Here is a 25,441-nt window from a genome sequence, read left to right on the forward strand (position 1 = left end):
GCTGGGGTGGCACGGTGCCTTCGATCCGAACGGGAGCACTCCTTGCAGGCCCTGGATCGGATCGAACGCACGGGTGTGGCGGGGCTGGGGTGGCACGGTGCCTTCGATTGTGGCGGGGCTGGGGTGGCACGGTGCCTTCGATCCGAAGGGGAGCGACCCTTGCATGCTCTGGATCGGATCGAGGGCACAGGTGTGGGAGGGCAGGCTGGGGCGGGTCGGTGCTCACCCCCCCCAACACACACGGACGGCGGTCAGCCTCCGGACGCGGACCCCCGGACGCGGGACGGCCCCTCACCCGGGTGAGAACTGCTCCCCGTCTCCTGGAACTGGATATCCAGTCCAAGAAACGGGGAGCAGTTCAGTGTGGGTGAGAGGCCGTCCTGCGGAGGTCGGAGCGCCGGCCTCAGGCGAGCGGGGCGCCCGGGGTGACGTAGCGGCTGGTCTGGCGCTGCCATAGGGAGGCCATGGCGCCGATGGTCAGCACGGAGCCGAGCATGTGCAGAAGGACCAGTCCCTCCGGCAGACCGGTGAAGTGCTGCCAGTAGCCGATGGCGCCCTGGTAGACGATGACCCCCAGCATCATCAAGGTGGTGCCACGCTGGGCCTTGGAGGAGCCGGCGGTCCTGAACACGAGCACGGCGGTGACGATCGCGGCGATCACGAGCGGGTAGACCGGGATGGCGTGCAGGCGGGTGATCATCACGGCGTCGAAGCCGTGGCGGGCGGCATCCGGGTCGCCGGAGTGCGGGCCGGTGCCGGTCACCACGGTGCCGATGGCCACCATGACGGACGCGAGGATCAGCACGATCCACGCGCCGAGGCGGGTGCCGGAGGTGGTGGCGCCGTCCACGAGGGCGTAGCCGCCGCCATGGTTGCGCTCGTCCCTCACCCGCTGGCAGATCATCGCGGCGATGAAGATCATGATCGCTGAGGCCACGAAGTGCGCGCCCACGATCCACGGGTTCAGCTGGGTGAGCACGGTGATGCCGCCGATACCGGCCTGCACTGCCACGCCCACGAGCAGGCCCAGAGCGAGGCGGAACAACTCACGGTGGCTCTGCCGCAGACGCCACAGCAACATCACGAGCCCGAGCGCCAAAAAGCCCAGCAGCCCGGTGAGCGTGCGGTTGCCGAACTCGATGACGCCGTGGATGCCCATCTCCGCGGTGTTCACGAGCGACTCGGGGGTGCACTTCGGCCATGTGGGGCAGCCCAGCCCCGAGCCGGTGAGGCGGACGGCGCCGCCGGTGAGCACGATGCCCATGTTCGCGGCCAGGTTGGCCACGGCCAGTACGACCGTGCCCTTGGTGATCGCCGTGGGCAGCCAGTCGGGTCCGGTGGCGAGCTCGGCACCGTGGAGCGGTGCGGCGGGGCGGTCGGTGACGGTCACGTCTGCCGTCCTTTCGTCTCGGGTGCGGCGCTCGTGCACGCCGCGGTGGTCTGTTCGTTGGGGGCGCCGTCGTCAGGGGCGCCAGCGGAAGAGTCTTAGGCACAGCAGCACGCCGGCCGCGGACCAGACGAGCAGGACGGCGAGGGCGCCGAGGTCCCAGGTGCCGTCGATGAACGCCGTGCGCAGGCCCTCGCCGAGGGCGCCGGAGGGCAGCAGCCCGATCCAGTCCCAGCGCGGCGGGAAGACGGTGCCGCCGAGGGCGCCGAAGAGCACCCAGAGTAGGTTCGCCGCGGCCAGGGTCGCCTCGGGGCGCGCCGTTCCCGCCAGCAGCAGGGCCAGAGCGGTGAATGCCACGGCGCCGGTGCCGACGGTCACCAGGCCGGGGAGGATGCCGGACAGCGCGGGCGACCAGCCCAGGGCCAGCGCCACGCCGCCGATCACGACGACCTGCACCGCCAGCTGGGCCAGCACGGCCAGCGCCTTGCCGAGCACGAGCCCGGCGGTGCCCAGCGGGGTGGTGGCCAGGGCGGCGAGCACGTCGTAGCGGCGCTCGAAGCCGGCGGCGATCGCCGTCGAGGTGAAGGCCGAGCTCATGACGGCCAGCGCCAGCACACCCGGGGCGGCGACGTCCACGCCGCTGCGCCCCGGGGTGTCCAGCAGGCCGGTGACGTGGACGCCGAGCAGGGCCAACAGCGGCAGCACGAGCGTGACCAGGAGCTGCTCGCCGTTGCGCAGCGCCGTCCCGGCCTCCAGGCGTGCCTGGGCGAGGATGCGGGCCGGCAGCGAGGCGGGGGCGGCCGTCGACGAGAAGGCGACGGGACCGTCGTCGTGCCTGAGGCGGTCACGGGCGGGGGCGCTCATCGGCTGACCTCCTCGAGGACGGCCTCCAGGCGCTGGGAGGCGCGGTCCCAGCGGCGCGGGAACAGGTCGTGACTGGCCCATCCGGCGGCCACGGCGGCCATGGCGGCGGGGGAGTCCACACCAACCACCCGGGCGGTGGTCCCGTCCTGCCCCAGGCGCACCTGGACCGCGGCGTGCGGGTCCTCGGCCCAGGCGGCCACGGTGCGCGGGTCCGCGTCGCCGAAGTCCACGTCCACCACGTCACCGGCGCCGATGCGGGTGAGCTCCGCGAGCGTGCCACGGCGGACGATCCGGCCGTCGGCGAGGATGGCGACGTCGTCGGCCAGGCGTTCGGCATCGTCCAGCAGGTGGGTGGTGAGCACGACGGCGGCACCGCGCTCGGTCTGCTCGCGCACCACGTCCAGCACGAGCGGACGGGTCTGCGGGTCGAGGCCGGCGGTGGGCTCGTCCAGGAACAGCAGATCCGGCCGGCCGATCAGGGCGGCGGCGAGGGCCACACGCTGGCGTTGGCCGCCGGAGAGGCGGCGGATGCCGCGGTCGGCACAGGAGGTGAGGTCGAGGCGCTCGAAGAGGTCGCGGGCCGGGATCGGGTCCCGGTGGAGCCTGCCGACATGCTCCACGAACCGTCGCGCGGACAGCGACGGCGGCAGCCCGCCGTCCTGCCACATCACGCCCACCCGTGCGCGCAGGTCGGCTCCCGCCCGCCAGGGGTCACGGCCGAAGACCCGGACGGTGCCGCCGTCGGGCCGGTCGGTGCCGTGGCAGATCGCCAGGGTGGTCGACTTCCCGGCACCGTTGGGTCCCAGCAGCACGGTGACCGTGCCTCGGCGCGCGGTGAGGTCGACGCCGTGGAGCACAGCGGTCCGACGCCGGCCGCGGCCCAGCGTGCGCTGCACGTCGTGCAGGCGCAGGGCGGGCTCGGCTGAGGGGACGTCCGAGGTCAGGGCGACAGAGGGCACCCACCCAGTCTACGTTCACCCTCCCGCGCGGGCGGGTGTGGGCTGCTGGTGTGGCAGGTCTCACGAAGGCCCCGCCGACCGGCGCGCTCACTCCCCGACGCCCGGCGCGCTCACTCCCCGCCGCCGTCCGGTCGACCCCGCCACGGGCCGCCACACCGCCCCGCCGAGGGGATAGGCGCTCCTTACTTGGGCGACCCCCGTCGAATAGGCCACTATGGACTTGTGTATTCGGACGAGTCTGCCCCCATGCCGGGACCGTTTCCGGCGGAAGGCACGCGTGAGCGTGTCCTGCAGCTCGTGCTCACCCGCGGACCGGTCAGTGCGGCCGAGATCGGGCGTGAGCTCGAGCTGACCGCCGCCGCGGTCCGACGCCACCTCGACGCCCTCGAGACCGAGGGCCTGGTCGAGGTCAAGCTGGTCAAGCCCTCCCGGGGCGCCGGGCGTCCCTCGCGGCGCTACGTCGTCACCGAGCGGGCCCAGACCAGGCTGGCGGACGCCCATCTCGCCGTCGCCACCGACGCCCTCGCGCGTCTGGCTGAGCTCGGCGGGGAAGAGGAGCTGCGTGCCGTGGCCCGCCGGTCCTTCGCTGACGTCGAGGAGCGCTTCCTCGCCGCCGTCGGGGACCGGGAACCGGACCTGGGTGAGCGCACCGAGATCCTGACCCGGGTGCTGGACGGGCTCGGCTACGCCAGCTCGCTGCGCCATGTGGGCGAGGGCATGGCACCCACCCTGCGCGCCGCACAGGTCTGCCAGGGACACTGTCCCCTGCAGGGCCTGCCCACCCGGTTCCCGGAGTTCTGCGACGAGGAGACCGCGCTGTTCGCGCGCCTGCTCGACGTGGACGTCCGGCGCCTGTCCACCCTCGCGACCGGCGGCCACGTGTGCACCACGCACGTGCCCACCGGCCGCCACTTGACCGCCCCCGCCCACGACTGACCCGAGAAGAAGACGAGGAGAGGCTGAGATGACCGATCAGATCCTCCAGAAGGACGTCTCGGAGACCACCGACCCCGGTGTGATCCAAGAGATCCTCGAGAAGAACCCCGAGCTGAACGCCATCGGCGCGTACCAGTACGGCTGGCACGACGCCGACGCCGCGGGCGAGGCCGCCCGTCGCGGCCTGAACGAGGAGGTCGTGCGCGACATCTCCGGCAAGAAGGACGAGCCGGAGTGGATGCTCAAGACCCGCCTCAAGGGCCTGAAGTACTTCGACCGCAAGCCGATGCCCGCCTGGGGCCCGGACCTGAGCGGCATCGACTTCGACCAGATCAAGTACTTCGTGCGGTCCACCGAAGGCCAGGCGAAGACCTGGGAGGACCTGCCGGAGGACATCCGCAACACCTACGAGCGCCTGGGCATCCCGGAGGCCGAGCGCGACCGCCTGGTCGCCGGCGTCGCCGCCCAGTACGAGTCCGAGGTCGTCTACCACCAGATCCGTGAGGACCTGGAGGAGCAGGGCGTCATCTTCCTGGACACGGACACCGGCCTGAAGGAGCACCCGGAGATCTTCGAGGAGTTCTTCGGCTCCGTGATCCCGGTGGGCGACAACAAGTTCGCCTCCCTGAACACCGCCGTGTGGTCCGGCGGCTCCTTCGTGTACGTCCCCAAGGGCGTCCACGTGGAGATCCCGCTGCAGGCCTACTTCCGCATCAACACGGAGAACATGGGCCAGTTCGAGCGCACCCTGATCATCGCGGACGAGGACTCGTACGTGCACTACATCGAGGGCTGCACCGCGCCGATCTACAACTCCGACTCGCTGCACTCGGCGGTCGTGGAGATCGTGGTGAAGAAGAACGCCCGCGTCCGCTACACCACCATCCAGAACTGGTCCACCAACGTGTACAACCTGGTGACCAAGCGTGCCGTCGTCGAGGCCGGCGGCACCATGGAGTGGATCGACGGCAACATCGGCTCCAAGGTGACCATGAAGTATCCGGCCGTGTACCTCACGGGCGAGCACGCCACCGGCGAGACCCTCTCGGTCGCCTTCGCCGGCAAGGACCAGCACCAGGACACCGGTTCGAAGATGGTCCACATGGCCCCGCACACCTCCAGCGCCATCGTGTCCAAGTCCGTGGCCCGCAACGGCGGCCGCGCGGCCTACCGCGGCCTCGTCCAGGTCAACGAGGGGGCGACGAGCTCCGCCAACTCGGTGGTCTGCGACGCCCTGCTGGTGGACACGATCTCCCGCTCGGACACGTACCCGTACATCGACATCCGCGAGGACGACGTCACCCTCGGCCACGAGGCCACCGTCTCCCGCGTCTCCGAGGAGCAGCTCTTCTACCTGATGAGCCGCGGCCTCTCCGAGGACGAGGCCATGGCGATGATCGTGCGCGGCTTCATCGAGCCGATCGCGCGCGAACTGCCCATGGAGTACGCCCTCGAGCTGAACAAGCTGATCGAGCTGCAGATGGAAGGATCGGTGGGCTGAGCCATGACCACGACCGACAACACCACCCTCGGCGCCGAGTCGCCGCTGATCCCGGGCATGGGCGAGGAGGGCGAGAAGCTCACCGTCACCCAGGCCACGGCCGCCCCGGCCCGTCGTGCCACCCAGGGTGTGGACTCCCGCGGCTCACGCCCGGTGTCCCGCGAGCTCTCCGCCTTCCCGGTGCTCACCGGCCGCGAGGAGGACTGGCGCTTCACCCCGCTCAAGCGCCTGCAGGGCCTGCACCTGCCGGACGGCGATGAGGGCCGCCTCACCGGTGCCGCCCCGTCCGTGACCGTCTCCGAGCTGGAGGGCGTCCGCGTGGAGACCGTCTCCCGCGACGACTCCCGTCTGGGCACCGTCCACACCCCGGAGGACCGGGTCTCCGCCGCCGCGTGGAACTCGTTCTCCGAGGCCACCGTCGTGACCGTCTCCGGCGAAGTCTCCGCCCCGGTGCGCATCGACGTGGTCGGCACCGGCACCGAGGCCGCCGCCTCCCACCTGAAGGTGGTCGTGGAGGCGAACTGCCGTGCCGACGTGGTGATCACCCACAAGGGCTCCGCCGTGCTGGCCCAGAACGTCGAGTTCGAGCTGGCCCGCGATGCGGCACTGAACGTCACCTCCATCCAGGCCTGGGACGCCGGCTCCGTGCACGTGTCCTCCCAGCAGGCCTCGGTGGACACCGGCGCGCACTTCAAGCACGTCGCGGTGACCTACGGCGGCGACCTGGTGCGCCTGACCCCGACCGCCCGTTTCGCCGACGAGCGCGGCGAGGCCGAGCTCTACGGCCTCTACTACGCGGACGCCGGCCAGCACCTCGAGCAGCGTCTGTTCGTGGACCACAACCGTCCGAACTGCGTCTCCAACGTGCTCTACAAGGGAGCGCTGCAGGGCCAGGACGCCCACACCGTGTGGGTCGGCGACGTGCTGATCCGAGCCGAGGCCGAGGGCACGGACACCTATGAGAAGAACCAGAACCTGCTGCTGACCGACGGCGCCCGCGCCGACTCGGTGCCGAACCTGGAGATCGAGACCGGCGTCATCGAGGGCGCCGGCCACGCCTCTGCCACCGGCCGCTTCGACGAGACGCAGCTGTTCTACCTCATGGCCCGCGGCATCGGCGAGGACGAGGCCCGCAAGCTCATCGTGCGCGGCTTCCTGAACGAGATCATCCAGAAGGTCGGCGTGGCAGACGTGGAGCAGGAGCTCACGGACGTCATGGAGGCCGAGCTCAAGATCGCCTCGCTCTGAGGCAGCCCTCCCCACCACACACTTTCTTCAGAATCAGGAGTACACACACATGGCAACCCTGGAGATCAAGGACCTCCACGTCCAGATCGAGACCGAGAACGGCCCCAAGGAGATCCTCAAGGGCCTGACCCTCACCCTGAGCACCGGCGAGACCCACGCCATCATGGGCCCGAACGGTTCGGGCAAGTCCACCCTCGCCGCCACCATCGCCGGCCACCCGCGCTACGAGGTCACCTCGGGCTCCATCACGCTGGACGGCGAGGACGTCCTGGAGATGGAGGTCGACGAGCGCGCCCAGGCCGGCCTGTTCCTGGCCATGCAGTACCCGGTCGAGATCCCGGGCGTCACCATGACGAACTTCCTGCGCACCGCCAAGACCGCCCTGGACGGCGAGGCCCCGTCGCTGCGCCACTGGACCAAGGACGTCAAGGGTGCCTTCGAGGCCCTGCAGATCGACCCGGCCTTCATGAACCGCAACGTGAACGAGGGCTTCTCCGGCGGTGAGAAGAAGCGCGCCGAGATCCTGCAGCTCGAGCTGTTCAAGCCGAAGTTCGCCGTCCTCGACGAGACCGACTCCGGCCTCGACGTGGACGCCCTGCGCATCGTGTCCGAGGGCGTGAACCGCGCCCAGGCGGCGAACGAGATGGGCACCCTGCTCATCACCCACTACACCCGCATCCTCAACTACATCAAGCCGGACCACGTGCACGTGATGGTCGACGGCCGTGTGGTGGAGTCGGGCGGCCCGGAGCTCGCCGACCAGCTCGAGGCCGAGGGCTACGCCCGCTTCGAGCAGGCCGTGGCCGCGGGGGCCTGACATGACTGCTGACCGTACTCCCGTCGAGGACGTGCGCGAGGCGATCAAGGACGTCATCGACCCGGAGCTGGGCGTGAACGTGGTGGACCTCGGTCTGCTGTACGGCCTCCACTATGCGGACGACGGCGCCCTGATCGTGGACATGACACTGACCACCGCGGCGTGCCCGCTCACCGACGAGATCGAGGACCAGGTCTCCCGGGCGATCGGCACGATGGTGGACGAGTGGCGCCTGAACTGGGTCTGGATGCCGCCGTGGGGTCCGGAGCGGATCACCGAGGACGGCAAGGACCAGATGCGCGCCCTGGGCTTCAACATCTGAGTGACCGCGTCACGACGACGGCCCCTCGCCTTCCAGCCGAAGGCGAGGGGCCGTCTCGTCGTCGGGCGGGCACAGCGACCTCGGTCCCGTCCCGGCGGCAGGTGTCGGGCCGTCGTCGTCCGGGGCCCGTCAGGGCCGGCTCAGAGCTGGTCTGCCGGGATGGAGAGGGTGTCGCACTGGTTGATGTCCGGGTTCGACCGGCCGGACTCGTAGCCGCGCATGAACCAGCGCTGGCGCTGCTCCGAGGTGCCGTGGGTGAAGGCCTCGGGGCGGACCTGGCCGGTGGAGGCCTGCTGGATGCGGTCGTCGCCGACGCTGGCGGCGGCGTCCAGGGCCTGGCGCAGCTGCTCGTCGGAGATCGGCTTCAGGAAGGTCTCGCCGGACTCCGGGTCCACGGTGTGCGCGGCGGAGCCGGCCCACATGCCGGCCATGCAGTCGGCCTGCAGCTCGACGCGCACGATGCCCGAGTCCGGGCCGGTGCGGCCGTCCTGGGAGTAGCGCAGCCAGCCGATGACCTGCTGGATGTGGTGGGCGTACTCGTGGGCCACGATGTACTGCTCGGCCAGCGGGCCGCCCTCGGCGCCGAAGTCGGTCTGCAGGGTGGAGAAGAAGTCGGTGTCGAAGTACATCGACTCGTCGCCGGGGCAGTAGAACGGGCCCATCGCGGAGGAGGCGGAGCCGCACGCGGTGTTCACGCCTCCGGAGAACAGCTCCACGCCCGGCTCCCGGAAGGAGACGTCGCGGTACTGGGACAGATGCTCCTCCCAGAAGGTGTCCGCGGCGATCGTGGTGGCCAGGACACGGCAGTCGGAGCGCTCGTTGGCGTCCGCGCCGGTGCGGCACGAGTCGATCTGCTGCCCCGGGCCGGAGTTCTGGCTCTCGCCGATCTCGCGCTGCTGGTAGGAGCCGCCGCCGATGGTGCCGTCCGGGTTGATGCCGACCTGCTGGGCGAATCCGGGGGCGATGAAGTAGATCAGCACGGCGAGCAGGCCCGCGCCGCCGCCGAGGGCGATGCCCCGGCCGCCGACCCGTCCGCCGCCGAGGACCGCGCCCCGGCCGCCGGAACGTCCACGGCTGTCCCGGGCGCGTCCCGGGTCCAGCTGGACATTGTCGTTGAAGCTCATGCGGTGAGTGTAGACGCACTAGACTGGCCCGGCCTGTGTCCTGCCCTCCGAGACGAAACGAGTGTCCGAGACCCCATGCTGACCGTGACTGACCTGGAGCTTCGCGTCGGTGCCCGCCTGCTGATGGACGAGGTCACCTTCCGGGTGGCGAAGGGCGACAAGGTCGGACTGGTCGGCCGCAACGGCGCGGGCAAGACGACCCTGACGAAGGTGCTCGCCGGCCGTGCCGAGCCCACCGACGGCACCGTGACCCGCTCGGGCCGCATCGGCTACCTGCCGCAGGACCCCAAGGTCGACGACATGGACCAGTCCGGCCGGGACCGGATCCTCTCCGCCCGCGAGCTGGACCAGACCCTGCGCCGGATGCGCGAGGCCGAGCAGCAGATGGCCGCCGCCGCAGACGCCGACCGGGACCGCGCCATGGCCCGCTACGCCTGGCTCGAGGCCGAGTTCTCCGCCCGCGGCGGCTACGCGGCCGAGTCCGAGGCGGCCCGTATCACCTCCAACCTGGGACTGCCGGACCGCGTGCTGGACCAGCCGCTGCACACTCTCTCCGGCGGCCAGCGCCGCCGCGTGGAACTGGCCCGGATCCTCTTCTCGGACGCGGACACGATGCTGCTGGACGAGCCGACCAACCACCTGGACCACGACTCGATCGTCTGGCTGCGGGACTACCTGAAGACCTTCGAGGGCGGGCTGCTGATGATCAGCCACGACGTGGAGCTGATGGAGATGACGGTCAACAAGGTGCTCTACCTGGATGCGAACCGTCAGACCATGGACGTGTACAACATGACGTGGAAGAACTACCTCGCCCAGCGACAGCAGGACGAGGCGCGCCGCCGCAGGGAGTTCGCGAACGCGGAGAAGAAGGCCACCGCGCTGATGGCGCAGGCGGAGAAGATGCGGGCGAAGGCCACCAAGGCCGTGGCCGCCCAGCAGATGATCCGGCGTGCCGAGCGCCTGATGCGCGGTGTGGAGGGCGAGCGTGCGCAGGACAAGGTGGCGGCCATCCGCTTCCCGACCCCCCAGGCCTGCGGCAAGACCCCGCTCACCGCACAGGCGCTGTCCAAGTCCTACGGATCGTTGGAGATCTTCACCGGAGTGGACCTGGCCATCGACCGCGGCTCCCGCGTGGTGATCCTCGGCTACAACGGCGCCGGCAAGACGACGCTGCTGCGTCTGCTGGCCGGGGTGGAGGCACCGGACTCCGGGCGCGTCGTGGAGGGTCACGGGCTCAAGCTGGGCTACTTCGCCCAGGAGCACGACACCCTGGACCAGGAGGCGACCGTGCTGGACAACATGCGTCACGCCGCCCCGCAGCTGGGGGACACCCAGGCCCGGACGCTGCTGGGCTCGTTCCTCTTCCAGGGCGACGACGTGGACAAGCCAGCCCGTGTGCTCTCCGGCGGCGAGAAGACCCGGCTGGCCCTGGCCACCCTCGTGGCGTCCTCGGCCAACGTGCTGCTCCTGGACGAGCCGACGAACAACCTGGATCCGGCCTCCCGCGAGGAGATCCTCAACGCCCTGCGCACCTATGAGGGCGCCATCGTCCTGGTGACCCACGACGAGGGCGCCGTGGAGGCACTGGACCCCGAGCGGGTCGTGCTGCTGCCGGACGCCGTGGAGGACCTGTGGAACGACGAGTACCGGGACCTCATCACGTTGGCCTGATCGGCATCGGGGACGCTCCGGCCTGATCGGGCCCGCCGACCGGTGACGCCGGTCGTACCCGGTGGGCGGGCCTTCAGTCGAAGAGCGCGTCCTCGGCCTCCTCGTCCGTGATCCGCCCGGAGCGGCGGCGCTTCACGCGCTGCCGGCGCGGGTGGTGCTTGGCGGGGATGACGGCGTCGTCACCGGCCTCGGCGGCGTCCTCGAGGTCGTCCCTGTCGTTGCGGGCGCGGGTGTAGGCCATGTAGCCCCAGACGCCGAAGCCCATGAGCGCGAACAGGTACCACTGCAGGGCGTAGGACAGGTGTGGCCCCTCGTCCAGGGTCGGCTGGACCAGCGGCCGGGGTCGCTCGCCCGGGTCGTTGGACTCGGACACCATCTCCCCGTAGGCGCGGTCCGCGACCTCCATGCCGGTCACGCGGCCGATCTGCCGCAGGTCGATGGAGGCCACCTGGCCCTCCGGGGCGTCACGGTCCAGGGTGGGCTCGCCGGGGCGCAGCCGCACCTCGATCTCCTGCTGTCCCTCGGCGGGCGCGGGGATGCTGTCCGGGCGGCCGGGGGAGTTGCCGATCGGCAGCCAGCCGCGGTCCACCACGACGACGGCCCCCTCCTCGGTCTTGAACGGCACCAGCACCTCGTAGCCGGGGCGGCCGGCCCGTGGCCGGTTCCGGACCACGAGGGTGTCCTCGACGAGGTACTCGCCGGAGAGGGTGACCGGGGTCCACTCGTCGTCGGCCTGGAAGTCGGCCACAGGGGCGTCGGCGAAGGGGACCGGGGCGTCGTCGTAGTTCTCCAGCACCCGGTTGATCTGGTTCATCACCTGGATGCGGCGGTCGATCTGCCACTGCGCCAGGTGGTGGCAGGCGAAGGCGAAGAGGATGCATACCACGAACCCGAAGATCCACGGGGCGGTCAGCAGGAAGCGGAAGTCCAGCTTGGTGCGCTGCTGCGCGCCGTACTGCGGCGCGTCGGGGCTCTGGCGGTGCGCCGCGCCGGTGCCGGGGGCGGTCACTCAGCGTCCCCTCCTCGGGTGCTCGGGGTCCGGTCCGCGGTGCTCGCGCGCCCCGCCGCAGCGTCGGCGGGGCAGTCCAGGCCGGGCAGCTCGGCCACGTCCACGGTCTCGCGCAGGAAGCCGCGGTCGGACAGGAAGGCGGTCAGGTGCTCGCGGTGGACGGGGCAAGCCAGCCACGTCTTGCGCCGCTCGGGCGTGTGGATGCGCGGGTTGTTCCAGCGCAGGCCGAACGCGGCCTCCGCGGAGCAGCCGCGGGCGGAGCAGGGCAGCGGGGCGCCGTCGGCGCCGTCAGCGGAGCCGGCCGCGCCGGCGTCCCGGCCACGGGAGGAGGAGCCGGGGGCACCCGGGTGCGCGGCCGTCGTCGTGTCCCGGGCGGCCTCGTCCGGGGAGGACCCGGACATGAGCGAGCCCAGCAGATCGAAGCCGCCGGTCATGCCGCCGGGCCCTTCGTCTGGGCGGAGTCCTCCGGACGGTGCCAGGAGCCGGCGGGCAGGGCGGGGGTGTCTTCGACGACCTCGCCGACCACCACGTCCTGAGCCGTACTCGGCGCGGTGGGCTCGGACGGCTCGGCGGCGAGGGCGGTCGCCTGCGTGGCCGGAGCCTGCATGGTGCCGGGGGAGTAGGGCCGGGCGTTGTTGCTGCCCACCACGGCCACGTAGGGCAGGACGGCGGCGGCTGCGAACAGCACGATCTGCAGCCAGCCGTCGGCGAAGAAGGCGCCGATGAAGCAGCCGGTGCGGATGATCATCTGGATCAGGTACTTCCGCATGCGCTGCTCCCGGTCCGCGGAGCTGGCCTGCGGCGCGGTGGTGACGGACTGGATCGCGGCGGGACCGCAGGCCTCGGCAGCGGACGCAGCCATGACAGCCTCCCTCAGGTCGGTGCAGACGAATCGGGCTCGGACAGGCGTCCATTGTCTCACGCCGGGCGCCACGTAGAGTGGACCCGTACGTCTGCGTGACGGACGCCTCCGCACGGCCCCGGGCCGTCCGGCGCCCGCCGCGCAGTGAACGACGACGTCACCGAACGTGCCGGTCACGGGCCGGCCCAGGATGCAGGAGGACCCGAGCATGGCCGCAGAGAAGACCACCACCGAGGGGCAGACCACGGGCCGCAGCGTCCTGGTCACCGGCGGCAACCGCGGCATCGGCCGGGCGATCGCCGAGGCGTTCCTGGCCAACGGGGACACGGTGGCCATCACCTCCCGCAACGGCGAGGGGCCCGCCGGCGCCCTGGCCGTCGCCTGCGACGTCACCGACTCCGCCTCGGTCGACGCAGCGTTCACGCAGGTCGAGCAGGCCCACGGCCCGGTCGAGGTGCTCGTGGCCAATGCCGGCATCACCAACGACCAGCTGCTGCTGCGCATGTCCGAGGACGACTTCACCTCCGTAGTGGACACCAACCTCACCGGCTCCTTCCGCGTGGTGCAGCGCGCCACCAAGGGCATGATGCGCCTGAAGCGCGGCCGCATCGTCCTGGTCTCCTCCGTGGTGGGCCTGCTCGGCTCGCCCGGTCAGGTGAACTACGCCGCCTCGAAGTCCGGCCTGGTCGGCATGGCCCGGTCCATCACCCGTGAGCTCGGCGCGCGCGGCATCACGGCCAACGTGGTGGCCCCCGGCTACATCGACACCGAGATGACCCAGGGTCTGGACGAGGACCTGAAGAAGCAGTACAAGAAGTCCATCCCGGCCGGCCGCTTCGCCCAGCCGTCCGAGGTCGCCGACGTCGTCACCTGGCTCACCTCGGACCAGGCCGCCTACATCTCCGGCGCCGTCATCCCCGTGGACGGCGGCCTCGGCATGGGCCACTGAGCCCGCGCCCCGCTCCGAGCAGACCCACCAGCCCAGACCACGTCCCAGGAGGGAACATGACCGAGAACACCACCGCCGCCTCCGGCGAGAAGGACCTGGCCGGCAAGGGCGTCGTCGTCACCGGCTCGTCCCGCGGCATCGGCGCGGAGACCGCCCGGCTGCTGGCCGCCCGCGGCGCCGGCGTCGTCGTCAACTACCGCCAGAAGGCTCCGCGCGCGAACAAGGTGGTCACGTCCATCGAGGAGGCCGGCGGCCGGGCCGTGGCCGTGGGAGGGGACGTCACCTCCGCCGAGGACCGCGCCGCGCTGCTGGACGCCGCGGTGTCGACCTTCGGCTCGCTGGACGTGCTGGTGCTCAACGCCTCCGGCGGCATGGAGTCCCAGTTCGGCGAGGACTACGCCATGAAGCTCAACCGGGACGCCCAGGCCGCGTTGGCCGACGCCGCCGTCGAGCGGATGTCCGCCGGCGGCCAGATCGTCTTCGTCACCTCCCACCAGGCGCACTTCATCAACGAGGTGCCCACCATGGACTCCTACGAGCCGGTGGCCCGCTCCAAGCGCGCCGGCGAGGACGCCCTGCGTGAGCGCATCCCCGCGTTCACGCAGAAGGGCATCGGCTTCGTGGTGGTCTCCGGCGACATGATCGAGGGCACCATCACCGCCACCCTGCTCAACCGTGCCGAGCCGGGCGCCATCGAGGCCCGCCGCGAGGCCGCCGGCAAGCTCTACACCGTGGAGGAGTTCGCCGCCGAGGTCGCCGCCCTGGTCGGCCGCACCGACCTTCCGGCCGGCCACACCGAGCTCGTGGGCGGCGCCCGCGACTTCCAGGGCGACCAGCAGGGCTGAGCGGCCTCATCCGGGCGCGTAGCTGAGCTGCCTCATCCGGGCGCTGAGCTCGGCTGCCTCATCCGCGCGCTTACTGGTGAGGACTCACCCTCTGCACCTCACGTTTCAGGTCGGTTGGCGGTGTGTCCTCACCAGTAAGCGGGGAGGTGGGGCACCAGTAAGCGGGGAGGTGGGGCACCGGCGCCGCTCAGAGCCCGAGTATCCAGCGCACGACGGCCAGGTGGGGCACGTCCACGCAGGCGTCGGCGACCTCCCGCAGGGCGGGCTTGCCGCACAGGGCCACGCCGCACCCGGAGGCGGTGAGCAGGTCGATGTCGTTGGCTCCGTCGCCGCAGCCGAGGGTCCCGAGCAGCGGCATCTCGGCCTCGGCGGCCCATTGCCGCAGCATCTGCTCCTTTACGGCGCGGTCCACCACGGAGCCGGCCACCCGGCCGGTGAGGTGGCCGTCGGCGATCTCGAGCTCATTGGCGCAGAACCCGGACAGTCCCCACGCGGCGGCCAGGGGAGCCAGGACCTGGGTGAAGCCTCCCGAGACGGCATAGATCCGACCGCCCGCGCCGGTCACGGCGGCGATCAGGTCCCGGGCACCCGGGGTCGGGCGCACCCGGGCGACGACCTCCTCGATCACCGCCACCGGCAGTCCACCGAGGACCTCCACACGCGCGTGCAGGGACTGCGCGAAGTCGAGCTCGCCGCGCATGGCGCGCTCCGTCACCTCGGCGACCTCGGCCTCGCGCCCGGCGTGGGCGGCGAGCAGCTCGACGACCTCGTCCTGGATCAGGGTGGAGTCCACGTCCGTGACCACGAAGGGCATCGGGGCATCCACCACGTCCGCGGGGACGCGGACGGCATGCCAGCCCTCGGGGGCCTCGGCGGCCGCGGCCCAGTTGTCGGACAGCCAGCGCCAGCCCTCCACGGCCGTGCCCGCTTCGGCCGCGGCCGTCAGGTGCTCGGCGTGCTCGGGCACGCCGGCGGGACGGTCGGGTTCCACGCCCGGCATCGTGCCCGGCGCAGCCTGCCCGGGCACGGCGAAGGACCCGGCCACGGACGCTTTGGAGGGGAGGGCGCCGTCGTCGGGAAGGGGACGGTAGACCACATCACGGACCTGGCTCATACGGCCGATGGTAGGCAGATCGCAGGCCGGGCGGTCCCGTGCGTCGTGACCGGGTCCGCATGGTGGAGGCCACTACAGTGGTCCGCATGAGCACCTCCGCCTCGGACGCCCACCTCCACGACGACCTCTTCGCCCCGGACAGCGACGCCGTCCTGCAGCTGCGCGGGGTGACCGTGCGCCGCGGGACGAAGGCCCTCATCGAGGACGTGGACTGGACCGTCCGCGAGGGCGAGCGCTGGATCGTGATGGGCCCGAACGGGGCCGGCAAGTCGACGCTGCTGCAGGTCGCCGCCGCCCGCATGCACCCGACCACCGGCGACGTCGGCATCCTGGACGAGGTGCTCGGCGCGGTGGACGTGTTCGAGCTGCGTCCGCGCATCGGCCTGTCGTCGGCTCAGCTGGCCCAGCAGGTGCCGGACGGGGAGAAGGTCCAGGACGCCGTGGTGACCGCCTCCTACGGCGTGACCGGCCGCTGGCGCGAGGAGTACGAGGTCGAGGACGAGGGCCGCGCCCTGGCCCTGATCACACAGTGGGGCCTGTCCCGCCTGGCCCACCGCCGCTTCGGCACCCTGTCCGAGGGCGAGCGCAAGCGCGTGCTGATCGCCCGCGCCCTGATGACCGACCCGGAGCTGATGCTCCTGGACGAGCCGGCCGCCGGGCTGGACCTGGCTGGACGCGAGAAGCTCGTGGCCCAGCTGACCGAGGTGGCCGAGGACGAGTTCGCCCCGGCCCTCGTGCTGGTCACGCACCACCTCGAGGAGGTGCCGCCGGGCTTCACCCACGCCCTGCTGCTGCGCGACGGCCAGGTGGTCACGGCCGGTCCCATCGAGCAGACCCTCACCGAAGAGCACCTCTCCGCCGCCTTCGGCATGCCGCTGAAGGTCTCCCAGCACAAGGGCCGGTACGCGGCCGTCGCCGCCTGATGGAGCTGCTGACCGCGGACGTGCTGGGGCTGGAGCTCTGGCAGGTGCTGGTGGTGCTGCTCGCCGGGTTCTGGGCCGGCACCATCAACTCGATCGTCGGCTCCGGCACGCTGGTCACCTTCCCGGTGCTGGTGGCGGTCGGCTTCCCCCCGGTCACCGCTCAGATCTCCAACGCCATGGGCCTGGTGGCCGCCGGCTTCTCCGGCACCGTCGGATACCGGCGGGAGCTGAAGCAGTCGATGGCGGTCGTGCCCGTGCTGACGGTCGCGTCCCTGCTGGGCGGCGTCATCGGCGCCTTCCTGCTGACCGTGCTGCCGGAGCGGGTCTTCGAGATCGCCGCACCGTGTCTGATCGTGGTGGCCCTGGGCTTCGTGGTCTTCCAGCCGCGCCTGAACCGCTGGGTGAAGGCCCGCAGGGCCACCGAGCAGGGGGAGGGACAGCCGGTGGGTGCCTTCGCCGGACCCGTCGACCAGGCCGACGACGTCCCCCGCGGCCCCGTGTCCCCCCTGCTCTGGGCCCTGGTGTTCGGCGCCGGGGTCTACGGCGGCTACTTCGTGGCGGCCCAGGGGGTGCTGCTGATGGGCATCCTCGGTGTCTTCCTCACCGGTCTGCTGGTGCACGCCAACGCGGTGAAGACGTGGCTGTCCCTGTGCGTGAACCTCGTGGCCGCCGTGTTCTACCTGCTCTTCGCCTTCGACCGCATCGACTGGGTGGCCGTGCTGCTGATCGCCGCCTCCTCACTGGTCGGCGGCTCCGTGGGCGCGAAGATCGGCCGCAGGATCTCCCCGACGCTGCTGCGCGGCGTGATCGTGGCCGTCGGTCTGGTGGGCCTGGCCGTGATGCTCCTGCGCCTCGTGCAGGGCTGAGCCGGACGTGGTCGCCTCCGCCGGCACCGCCGCACCGCGTCCCGACGACGGCCGCCTCAGCGTGCTCGTCTCCCGCCGAGACCTGGACTCGCCCGAGCTCGCCCCCTACGTCTGCATGACCGATGCGGCGCTGCGCCGCGCCGCCGATGCCGAGCACGGCGTGTTCCTGGCAGAGTCCACGCCCGTGGTGCGCCGGGCCCTGGACGCCGGCTGCCGGCCGGTGTCCTTCCTGCTGCCGCAGCGGTACCTGGAGACGGCGGCCGAGCAGCTGGCCGACGCGTTCGAGACGTTCCCGGAGGCGCCGGTGTTCACCGGGGACGACGAGCTGCTCAGTCAGCTGACCGGGTTCCACCTGCACCGCGGTGCGCTGGCGGCGATGGAACGGCCGGCGCCGCGTCCGGTGGACGAGGTGCTGGCCGGCGCCCGCCGGGTGCTGGTGGCCGAGGACCTCACCGACCCGACCAACCTCGGAGCGATCGTCCGCTCCGCCGTGGCCCTGGACTGGGACGGGCTGCTGCTCTCGCCACGGGCCGCTGACCCGCTGTACCGCCGCGCGATCCGGGTGTCCATGGGCACGGTGTTCCGGCTGCCCTGGGCGCGAGCGCTGGCGTGGCCGGGGGCCGGCCACTACGGGATGCCGGCCGGGCAGGTGGGGAAGCCGCACCGGGCGCCGGCCACGGACGGACTGGAGGCGCTGCGACGGGCGGGCTTCGTCGTCGTCGCACTCGAGGTGACGGATCAGGCCGTGGCACTGGAGGACCCCGTGCTCGAGCCACTGCGGTACGCCGAGCGGCTGGCGCTGGTGGTGGGTGCCGAGGGGCCAGGCGTGCGAGCCGAGACCCTTGCCCTGTGCGACGTCCACGTGAAGATCCCGATGCCTGCCGGCGTGGACTCGCTCAATGTCGGCGCCGCGGCCGCGGTGGCACTGTGGGAACTGCGCTGTCGTCCGGTATAGTGATGCGCTGGCCGTGCGCGATGTACGGCTGACAGATGTGACCTCTCGAGCGCCCTGGCCAAAACCAGGGGCACTGAACGAAGGACTTTCCATGAAGGCTGACCTGCACCCCGAGTACCGCTACGTGATCTTCAACGATCTGGCCTCCGGCGAGAAGGTGCTGACCCGCACCACCGCCGACTCCGACAAGACCATGGAGTGGGAGGACGGCAACACCTACCCGGTGATCGACGTCGAGATCTCCGCCGCCTCGCACCCGTTCTACACCGGCAAGCAGCGCATCATGGACACCGCCGGCCGCGTCGAGCGCTTCAACGCCCGTTTCAAGGGCTTCGGCGGCAAGAAGTGATCTGAGGCGGCCTGAGCCGCTGGTCCGATCCGCGAAGGGTCCGTCTCCCCTCAGAACGGGGGCCGGGCCCTTCGTCGTGTCCGGGCTGAAACGCGGGTCACCTGGCCTGTGCCGTCCCCGCGCGGGACGGCGGCGCTCGAGCGATAGGCTCGAGGCATGAGCACCCAGCATCACGGCCAGTACAAGGTCCTCGGCGGCAAGCTCGTGCGCGTCGACCTCACGGTGGAGGACGGCGACGTCACTGCCGCGAGCCTCAATGGGGACTTCTTCCTCGAGCCGGACGAGGCGCTGGAGGACATCAACGGCGCCCTCGTCGGCCTCGCCGAGGACACCGAGCACGCCGTGACCGCCCAGCGGGTGCAGGCGGCGATCCGCCCGGGTGCCCAGCTCTTCGGCTTCGACGCCGACGCCGTGGCCACCGCCGTACGCCGCGCCCTCGGCCGGGCCACGGCCTGGGAGGACCACGAGTGGGAGGTCATCGCCCCCACGCCACTGCCGATCCACCAGCACGTGGCCCTGGACCAGATCCTCACCGAGGACGTGGCCGCCGGACGCCGCAAGCCGTTGATGCGCCTGTGGCAGTGGACCGAGCCGGCCGTGGTGATCGGTGCCTTCCAGTCCCTGGCCAACGAGGTCGACGCCGAGGGGGCCGCCGCCCATGACATCCACGTGATGCGCCGCATCTCCGGCGGCGGGGCGATGTTCATGGAGGCGGACAACTGCGTCACCTACTCGCTGTCCCTGCCGCGCTCCCTGGTGGACGGCATGAGCACCGAGGAGTCCTACCCGTTCCTGGACGACTGGACCATGGAGGCCCTCTCCCGCGTGGGCGTGGAGGCGTTCTACCAGCCGCTGAACGACATCGCCACGCCGCAGGGCAAGATCGGCGGTGCCGCCCAGAAGAAGGTCGGCACCCACGGCCTGCTGCACCACGTGACCATGAGCTACGACATCGACGCGGACAAGATGACCCAGGTGCTGCGCATCGGCCGCGAGAAGCTCAAGGGCAAGGGCGTCGCCTCCGCGAAGAAGCGTGTGGACCCGCTGCGCCGGCAGACCGGCAACATGACCCGCCCGGAGATCTGGGAGGTCATGATGCAGGTCTTCGAGGAGCGCTACGGTGCGAAGCGTGTCGAGCTCGACCAGAAGACCCTGGACCGTGCCCAGGCCCTGGCCGAGGAGAAGTTCCTCACCCAGACGTGGCTTCAGCGCGTGCCGTGACGGCCCCGACGACGTGGGCCACCCTCCCCACCGTCCAGAGTGAGCCCCACCGTCCGGAGTGAGGGCGAGACACGGTCACGTTGGTCGATCTCATCACCGTGTCTTCCCCTCACAACGCAGTGATCAGCACCAGAGACGGCCCGCCGCCTTCACTTCAGAAGGCGACGGGCCGTCGTCGTCGACCCCGGCACAGGATCAGATGTGCCGCAGCTCCTCCTGGCGGGACTGGACGCGCAGGCTGCGGCGCAGTGCGTCCGTCTCCTCGATCACCAGGCGGCGCAGGGCGCCCGGGGCGTCCGGGTGCCCGTCGATCCACGCCTGCGCGGCGGCCAGGACGGGGTGCTGCTCCTGCGCGGCCTCGTCGCCGTCCACGGCGTCCTGGTGCAGCGGGAACAGGCCGTGGATGGCACGCGAGGCCAGGCCGTTCGAGCGGGAGGACCACAGCTGCTCGAGCTCGCCGAACAGCGTCTGGCCGTAGCCGGCGGTCAGCTCGCCGGCGTCGGTGGCGAAGCCCTCCGCGGTGGCCGAGAGCAGGTCATTGGACAGGGGCGCGCCCGCTGCGTCCACGCCGGAGATCACGGCGTCCCATGCGGCCTGCTTCACCTGCGCCTCCGGCAGGGCGTTCACGGCCAGGGTGTGGCCGACCACGGTCTTGGCGGTGCGCTGCTCGGCCAGGGCGGTGTCCAGGCCGGCGCGGTCGATGCCGCCGGTGGCCGCCAACGCCTGCAGCACCAGCCAACGGATCTCCGTGTCCACGGCCAGGCCCGGCGCGGCGGCCTCGGCGTCCTGCACGAGGGCCTGCTCCACCTGACCGGCGAGCTCGGCGTCCTTGCGTGCCAGCAGGGCCAGGACGCGGGCGGCGGCGCGCTGCCGGTCCGAGCCGGCCTCGAGCCCGGCCACGTGGCGCAGCAGCAGCGAGCCCAGGCGGGTGCGCAGCCGGGCGCGCTCGTCGGCAGCGGCGTAGAGGGACACGGCCGAGGCGGCCTGGGTCAGCACCTGCGTGTACACGGCCACCGGGGCGATGGTGTCCGCGAGCGCCTCCACGGCGTCCACGAAGGCCGCCACGGACAGCTCGCCGCCGCGGACCATGGCCCACAGGGAGGCCCACACGGTGGCCTGCGCCAGCGGGTCGGCGATGCGGTGGGTGAGCACGGCGTCCAGGGAGATCTGGTCCAGGGACACGGCGGCGTAGGTGAGGTCCTCGTCGTTGGGCAGCACCAGGCGCACGCCGTGCTCCGGAACCTCCAGGCCACGGATCGGGGTGCGCTCGACACCCTCGGCCACGTCCACGGTGACCGAGTCGGTGCGCATCAGGGCACCCGAGGCGTTCGGCTCGTAGACGCCCACCTGCACCACGTGCGGGCGGCGGATCGGTTCGCCGGTGGTGGGGTCCTCGCCGGACTGGACCAGCACCGCGGTGCCGTCCACGATGTCCACGCGCAGCGTCGGCACGCCGGCGGTGTGCAGCCAGGCATCGGCCCAGGCGGACATGTCCCGGCCGGAGGCCTCGGACAGCACGGCCAGGAAGTCCTTCAGCTCGGCATTGCCCCACGCGTGGCGCCGGAAGTAGGTGCGGGCGGCCTGCTCGAAGGCCTCGCGGCCCACATAGGCGGCCAGCTGCTTGAGCACCGACGCGCCCTTGGCGTAGGTGATGCCGTCGAAGTTCTGGCGGGCGGCCTCCAGGTCCACGATGTCCGCCACGATCGGATGCGTGGTCGGGTACTGGTCCTGCACATAGGCCCAGGCCTTGCGCCGGGAGGCAAAGGAGGTCCAGGCCTCGGTGAAGCCGGCGGCCTCGGCGGAGGCGAGGGTGCCCATGTAGTCGGCGAAGGACTCCTTCAGCCACAGGTCGTCCCACCACCTCATGGTCACCAGGTCGCCGAACCACATGTGCGCCATCTCGTGGAGGATGGTGTTCGCGCGACCCTCCAGCTGGGCGCGGGTCGGCGCGGTGTCATGGATGTAGTGCTCGGTGAAGGTCACCAGGCCCGGGTTCTCCATGGCGCCGAGGTTGTACTCCGGCACGAACGCCTGGTCGTACTTGCCCCACTCGTAGGGGACGCCGAAGAGGTCATGGAAGAAGTCCAGGCCGTTCTTCGTGATGGCGAAGACGGCGTCTGCGTCCATGTGCTCGGCCAGTGTCTGCCGGCAGAAGATGCGCAGGTCCACCGGCACGGCCCCGGTGGCCTCGTGGCCGCCCCAGTGGTCCTCGAACACGGCGTAGGGTCCGGCGAGCAGCGTGGTGATGTAGGTGGACTGCGGACGGGTGGCCTGGAAGGCCACGGTGACCGAGCCGTCGTCGTTCTTCGTCCGGGAGGTCTCCGCGCCGTTGGAGGCGAGGACCCACGCGGCGGGGCCGGTGAGGCGGAAGGAGAAGGATGCCTTCAGGTCCGGCTGCTCGAAGTTCGGGAACACACGGCGGGCGTCGGCCGGCTCGTACTGCGTGTACAGGTAGGTCTGGCCGTCGGCGGGGTCCACGTAGCGGTGCATGCCCTCACCGGAGCGGGAGTACAGCGAGGTGCCCCTGAGCACCACGGTGTTCTCCGCGGCCAGGCCGGGCAGGCGGACACTGTTGCGGCCGGCGACCTCGGCGACGTCCAGGGTCACGCCGTTGAGCTCGACGGACTCCACCGAGGCGTTGATCCAGTCCAGCCAGGTCTCCGAGCCCGGCTCGGAGCAGGAGAAGACGAGGGTCGCGGTGACCGGGTACGCCTCGGCCCCCGCGTCCTCGGCGTTCCGGACGTCGACGCAGACGTCGTAGGAGCGCACGGACACGGCGTTCGCGCGCCCACGGGCCTCATCGCGCGTGAGCTCGGCGGTGTCCCAGTCCGGGCGCGGCAGAGCGGAAGTGTTCTCAGACATGCGTCCTATCCCATCACATCAGCCGCCCCGGGCCGTCGTCGGGTCGGGTCTGTCGGGGACACGGCCGGGTCAGGCCGGGACGGCCTGGTTCTTCGGGATGACCGTCAGGCCGGACGCGGTGACCGTGAATCCGCGGGCCTCGTCCTCGGCGCGGTCGAAGCCGATGCGCACGCCCGGCGGAACCACCACGTTCTTGTCCAGGATCGCGTTGCGCACCTGGGCGCCCTCGGAGATCACCACGGAGTCCAGCAGCACGGACTGCTCCACCCATGCCTCGTCGAGGATCCGGCAGTCCGTGGACACCACGGACTGGGCCACGGTGCCGCCGGAGACGACCACGCCCTGGGCCAGCAGCGAGTCCACCGCGGTGCCCGGGCGCTTCGAGGCCGAGCGGACCAGCTTGGCCGGCGGGGACACGGACTGCCGGGTGTACAGCGGCCAGTCCCGGTTGTAGAGGTTGAACTCCGGCACCGGCTGGACCAGGTCCATGTGGGCGTCGTAGTAGGAGTCGAGGGTGCCGACGTCCCGCCAGTAGTGCTGGCAGGAGCGGGCGCCCGGGATCTCGTTGGCGGTGAAGTCGTACACCCCTGCCTCGCCGCGCTCCACGAACCAGGGGATGATGTCCCCGCCCATGTCATGCGTGGAGTCCTCGTCCTCGGCGTCACGGTTCAGGGCCTCCACGAGGGCGTCCGTGTCGAACACGTAGTTGCCCATGGAGGCGAGGAACGCGTTCGGGTCGTCCGGCAGGCCGGGGGTCGAGTCCGGCTTCTCCACGAAACGGTCGATCCGCTGCCGGTCGGACTCCGCGGTCTCGATGACGCCGAAGGAGGAGGACATCTGAAGCGGCTGGCGCACCGCGGCCACGGTGGCCTTCGCGCCCGAGGCGATGTGCTGGTCCACCATCTGCTGGAAGTCCATGTGGTAGACGTGGTCCGCGCCGATCACCACCACGATGTCCGGGCGGGCGTCCTGGATCAGGTTCATCGACTGGTAGATGGCGTTCGCCGAGCCGAGGAACCAGTCCTTGCCGCGGCGCTGCTGCGCCGGCACCGACGCCACGTAGTTGTTCAGCAGGGTGGACATCCGCCAGGTCTCGGAGATGTGGCGGTCCAGGGAATGCGACTTGTACTGGGTCAGCACCACGATCTCGCGGTAGCGCGAGTTCACGAGGTTGGACAGGGCGAAGTCGATGAGCCGGTAGGCACCGCCGAAGGGCACGGCCGGCTTGGCGCGGTCCGCGGTCAGCGGCATCAGACGCTTGCCCTCACCTCCGGCCAGGACGATCGAGAGGACCTTCTTCTGGACCATGGAACGAGGACTCCCTTCCTGCTGGCTGAGATGCCGGCATCGCACCGATGTCCGGTACCGCCAGACTATCGGCACGGTTCGGCGCTGGACTAGGTTGGAGGCGTGCGCATCGACATCGTGAGCAAAGAGTTCCCCCCGGCCGTCTACGGCGGAGCCGGCGTCCACGTCGCGGAGCTGACCCGCGTCCTCGCCGCACGCGCCGACGTCCGCGTCCACGCCTTCGGCGACCCCCGCGACGCCGACTTCCACGGGGCCCAGGTGCTGACCTACCCGACGCCGTCCGGCTTCGAGCAGACCAACGGCGCCGTCCAGACCCTCGCCACCGACCTGACCATGCTCGAGTCGTTCGCCGGAGCGGACGTCATCCACTCGCACACCTGGTACGCCAACATGGCCGGCCACCTCGGCGCCCTGCTGCACGACACCCCGCACGTGCTCTCCGCCCACTCCCTCGAGCCGCTGCGCCCGTGGAAGGCCGAGCAACTCGGCGGCGGCTACCGCGTCTCCAGCTGGGCCGAGTCCACCGCCTACCACGCCGCGGACGCCGTCATCGCCGTCTCCGAGGGCATGCGCAGGGACATCCTGAGGTGCTACCCGCAGGTCGACCCGGCCCGGGTGCACGTGGTGCACAACGGCATCGACACGAAGCTCTGGACGCCGCAGACCTCCCAGGGCGCCCTGGCCGAGCACGGCATCGACCCGGACCGGCCGTCCGTGGCCTTCGTCGGCCGCATCACCCGCCAGAAGGGCGTGCCGCTGCTGCTCAAGGCCGCCCTGCAGCTGCCGGAGGAGGTCCAGCTCGTCCTCTGCGTCGGCGCCCCGGACACCCCGGAGCTGGCGAAGGAGGTCGACGCCCTGTTCGCCCAGCTGCGCGAGAAGCGCGACGGCGTCGTGGTGATCGAGGGCATGCTGCCCCGCCAGGAGGTCATGGAGATCCTGTCCCAGGCCACCGTGTTCGCCTGCCCGTCCGTCTACGAGCCGCTGGGCATCGTCAACCTCGAGGCCATGGCCTGCGGCACCGCCGTGGTCGCCTCCCGCGTCGGCGGCATTCCCGAGGTCGTGGACCACGGCACCACCGGGCTGCTCGTGGACATCGAGCAGGAGGACGACGGCACCGGCACCCCCGTCGACGAGGACGCCTTCGTGGCCGACTTCGCCGCCGCCCTCACCCAGGTGCTCTCCGACCCGGAGAAGGCCGCCGCCATGGGCGAGGCCGGTCGCACCCGGGCCATCGAGCACTTCTCCTGGGAGACCATCGCCGAGCGCACCCTCGAGGTCTACCGGACCGTCCTGCGCTGACCCGGCCCCACGCGAACGGCCGCCCGCCTCAGGCTGAGGTGGGCGGC

Annotated in this window: 24 protein-coding genes; 14 read left to right on the forward strand and 10 right to left on the reverse strand. The window is 71.3% G+C overall.

Going from position 1 to position 25,441, the window contains the following annotated elements:
- Nucleotides 1-403 precede the first annotated feature (403 nt).
- The 3 genes from HMPREF2863_RS04540 to HMPREF2863_RS04550 all read right to left on the reverse strand — a co-directional run bounded on the left by HMPREF2863_RS04540 (nt 404) and on the right by HMPREF2863_RS04550 (nt 3,210).
- Nucleotides 404-1,390 carry a COX15/CtaA family protein gene (locus HMPREF2863_RS04540; protein WP_246828825.1) on the reverse strand — a complete coding sequence of 329 codons (987 nt, stop codon included), beginning with the start codon at nt 1,388-1,390 and terminating at the stop codon, nt 404-406.
- A 72-nt stretch (nt 1,391-1,462) separates the two neighbouring features.
- Nucleotides 1,463-2,251 carry an ABC transporter permease gene (locus HMPREF2863_RS04545; protein ID WP_070638296.1) on the reverse strand — a complete coding sequence of 263 codons (789 nt, stop codon included), beginning with the start codon at nt 2,249-2,251 and terminating at the stop codon, nt 1,463-1,465.
- On the reverse strand, nt 2,248-3,210 hold the full coding sequence (locus HMPREF2863_RS04550; protein ID WP_082740143.1) for an ABC transporter ATP-binding protein: 963 nt from the start codon (nt 3,208-3,210) through the stop codon (nt 2,248-2,250). The genes HMPREF2863_RS04545 and HMPREF2863_RS04550 overlap by 4 nt, the downstream gene beginning before the upstream one ends.
- A 246-nt stretch (nt 3,211-3,456) precedes the next feature.
- On the opposite strand from HMPREF2863_RS04550, the gene HMPREF2863_RS04555 reads away from it, so the two are divergent.
- From HMPREF2863_RS04555 to HMPREF2863_RS04575, 5 genes are read left to right on the forward strand one after another with little or no spacing between them, the layout of a single operon-like run.
- Complete coding sequence (locus HMPREF2863_RS04555; RefSeq protein WP_070638299.1) at nt 3,457-4,146, forward strand: helix-turn-helix transcriptional regulator; 690 nt, start codon at nt 3,457-3,459, stop codon at nt 4,144-4,146.
- Between the two features lie 28 nt (nt 4,147-4,174).
- Complete coding sequence (sufB, locus tag HMPREF2863_RS04560) at nt 4,175-5,647, forward strand: Fe-S cluster assembly protein SufB (RefSeq protein ID WP_070638302.1); 1,473 nt, start codon at nt 4,175-4,177, stop codon at nt 5,645-5,647.
- Nucleotides 5,648-5,650: 3 nt separating this feature from the next.
- Nucleotides 5,651-6,895, forward strand: coding sequence for a Fe-S cluster assembly protein SufD (gene sufD, locus HMPREF2863_RS04565; RefSeq protein ID WP_067190691.1), 1,245 nt, complete (start codon nt 5,651-5,653; stop codon nt 6,893-6,895).
- 49 nt (nt 6,896-6,944) lie between these two features.
- On the forward strand, nt 6,945-7,712 hold the full coding sequence (gene sufC, locus HMPREF2863_RS04570) for a Fe-S cluster assembly ATPase SufC (protein ID WP_067190693.1): 768 nt from the start codon (nt 6,945-6,947) through the stop codon (nt 7,710-7,712).
- Nucleotide 7,713: 1 nt separating this feature from the next.
- Nucleotides 7,714-8,034 (forward strand): metal-sulfur cluster assembly factor, encoded by a 321-nt coding sequence (locus HMPREF2863_RS04575; RefSeq protein WP_067190695.1) that lies wholly within the window; start codon nt 7,714-7,716, stop codon nt 8,032-8,034.
- 140 nt (nt 8,035-8,174) lie between these two features.
- On the opposite strand, the gene HMPREF2863_RS04580 is transcribed toward HMPREF2863_RS04575, so the two are convergent.
- The gene (locus HMPREF2863_RS04580; RefSeq protein WP_067190697.1) at nt 8,175-9,158 is read right to left on the reverse strand and encodes a KPN_02809 family neutral zinc metallopeptidase; all 984 of its coding nucleotides are present in this window, start codon (nt 9,156-9,158) and stop codon (nt 8,175-8,177) included.
- A gap of 75 nt (nt 9,159-9,233) precedes the next feature.
- Between HMPREF2863_RS04580 and HMPREF2863_RS04585 the strand changes: the two genes are divergently transcribed.
- The gene (locus HMPREF2863_RS04585) at nt 9,234-10,832 is read left to right on the forward strand and encodes an ABC-F family ATP-binding cassette domain-containing protein (RefSeq protein WP_070638305.1); all 1,599 of its coding nucleotides are present in this window, start codon (nt 9,234-9,236) and stop codon (nt 10,830-10,832) included.
- A gap of 73 nt (nt 10,833-10,905) precedes the next feature.
- On the opposite strand, the gene HMPREF2863_RS04590 is transcribed toward HMPREF2863_RS04585, so the two are convergent.
- The 3 genes from HMPREF2863_RS04590 to HMPREF2863_RS12035 are packed head-to-tail and all read right to left on the reverse strand — an operon-like array spanning nt 10,906 to nt 12,703.
- Nucleotides 10,906-11,841, reverse strand: coding sequence for an SURF1 family cytochrome oxidase biogenesis protein (locus HMPREF2863_RS04590; RefSeq protein ID WP_070638308.1), 936 nt, complete (start codon nt 11,839-11,841; stop codon nt 10,906-10,908).
- Nucleotides 11,838-12,275: a hypothetical protein gene (locus tag HMPREF2863_RS12295; protein WP_070638311.1), complete on the reverse strand. Its 438-nt coding sequence runs from the start codon at nt 12,273-12,275 to the stop codon at nt 11,838-11,840. The genes HMPREF2863_RS04590 and HMPREF2863_RS12295 overlap by 4 nt, the downstream gene beginning before the upstream one ends.
- The gene (locus HMPREF2863_RS12035) at nt 12,272-12,703 is read right to left on the reverse strand and encodes a DUF3099 domain-containing protein (protein WP_067190703.1); all 432 of its coding nucleotides are present in this window, start codon (nt 12,701-12,703) and stop codon (nt 12,272-12,274) included. The genes HMPREF2863_RS12295 and HMPREF2863_RS12035 overlap by 4 nt, the downstream gene beginning before the upstream one ends.
- A gap of 208 nt (nt 12,704-12,911) precedes the next feature.
- On the opposite strand from HMPREF2863_RS12035, the gene HMPREF2863_RS04605 reads away from it, so the two are divergent.
- Both HMPREF2863_RS04605 and HMPREF2863_RS04610 read left to right on the forward strand, forming a co-directional pair.
- On the forward strand, nt 12,912-13,652 hold the full coding sequence (locus HMPREF2863_RS04605; protein WP_070638314.1) for a beta-ketoacyl-ACP reductase: 741 nt from the start codon (nt 12,912-12,914) through the stop codon (nt 13,650-13,652).
- Nucleotides 13,653-13,708: 56 nt separating this feature from the next.
- Entirely contained in the window at nt 13,709-14,497 is a 789-nt protein-coding gene (locus HMPREF2863_RS04610) for an SDR family oxidoreductase (RefSeq protein WP_070638318.1), read from the forward strand.
- 187 nt (nt 14,498-14,684) lie between these two features.
- Here the strand turns inward: HMPREF2863_RS04610 and serB are convergent, their stop codons facing one another.
- Entirely contained in the window at nt 14,685-15,611 is a 927-nt protein-coding gene (gene serB, locus HMPREF2863_RS04615) for a phosphoserine phosphatase SerB (RefSeq protein WP_246828826.1), read from the reverse strand.
- 86 nt (nt 15,612-15,697) lie between these two features.
- On the opposite strand from serB, the gene HMPREF2863_RS04620 reads away from it, so the two are divergent.
- The 5 genes from HMPREF2863_RS04620 to HMPREF2863_RS04640 all read left to right on the forward strand — a co-directional run bounded on the left by HMPREF2863_RS04620 (nt 15,698) and on the right by HMPREF2863_RS04640 (nt 19,925).
- Nucleotides 15,698-16,534, forward strand: coding sequence for an ABC transporter ATP-binding protein (locus HMPREF2863_RS04620; RefSeq protein WP_070638376.1), 837 nt, complete (start codon nt 15,698-15,700; stop codon nt 16,532-16,534).
- Nucleotides 16,531-17,400, forward strand: a complete 870-nt coding sequence (locus tag HMPREF2863_RS04625) for a sulfite exporter TauE/SafE family protein (protein WP_087133332.1) — start codon at nt 16,531-16,533, stop codon at nt 17,398-17,400. The genes HMPREF2863_RS04620 and HMPREF2863_RS04625 overlap by 4 nt, the downstream gene beginning before the upstream one ends.
- A gap of 115 nt (nt 17,401-17,515) precedes the next feature.
- Nucleotides 17,516-18,355 (forward strand): TrmH family RNA methyltransferase, encoded by an 840-nt coding sequence (locus HMPREF2863_RS04630; RefSeq protein ID WP_070638379.1) that lies wholly within the window; start codon nt 17,516-17,518, stop codon nt 18,353-18,355.
- A gap of 91 nt (nt 18,356-18,446) precedes the next feature.
- A complete protein-coding gene (locus tag HMPREF2863_RS04635) occupies nt 18,447-18,704 on the forward strand; it encodes a type B 50S ribosomal protein L31 (RefSeq protein ID WP_067190712.1) in 258 nt (85 codons plus the stop codon).
- Between the two features lie 156 nt (nt 18,705-18,860).
- Nucleotides 18,861-19,925, forward strand: coding sequence for a lipoate-protein ligase small subunit (locus HMPREF2863_RS04640; protein WP_070638323.1), 1,065 nt, complete (start codon nt 18,861-18,863; stop codon nt 19,923-19,925).
- 195 nt (nt 19,926-20,120) lie between these two features.
- Here HMPREF2863_RS04640 and pepN read toward each other — a convergent pair whose 3' ends face one another.
- Both pepN and glgC read right to left on the reverse strand, forming a co-directional pair.
- Nucleotides 20,121-22,787, reverse strand: a complete 2,667-nt coding sequence (gene pepN, locus HMPREF2863_RS04645; RefSeq protein ID WP_070638326.1) for an aminopeptidase N — start codon at nt 22,785-22,787, stop codon at nt 20,121-20,123.
- 69 nt (nt 22,788-22,856) lie between these two features.
- Nucleotides 22,857-24,095 (reverse strand): glucose-1-phosphate adenylyltransferase, encoded by a 1,239-nt coding sequence (gene glgC / locus HMPREF2863_RS04650; RefSeq protein ID WP_070638328.1) that lies wholly within the window; start codon nt 24,093-24,095, stop codon nt 22,857-22,859.
- Between the two features lie 102 nt (nt 24,096-24,197).
- Here glgC and glgA point away from each other — a divergent pair, with 102 nt between their 5' ends.
- Nucleotides 24,198-25,394: a glycogen synthase gene (glgA, locus tag HMPREF2863_RS04655; RefSeq protein WP_070638330.1), complete on the forward strand. Its 1,197-nt coding sequence runs from the start codon at nt 24,198-24,200 to the stop codon at nt 25,392-25,394.
- The last annotated feature ends 47 nt before the right edge of the window (nt 25,395-25,441 follow it).

It is taken from the genome of Micrococcus sp. HMSC067E09, assembly GCF_001812555.1.
Classification (GTDB): Bacteria; Actinomycetota; Actinomycetes; order Actinomycetales; family Micrococcaceae; genus Micrococcus; species Micrococcus lylae.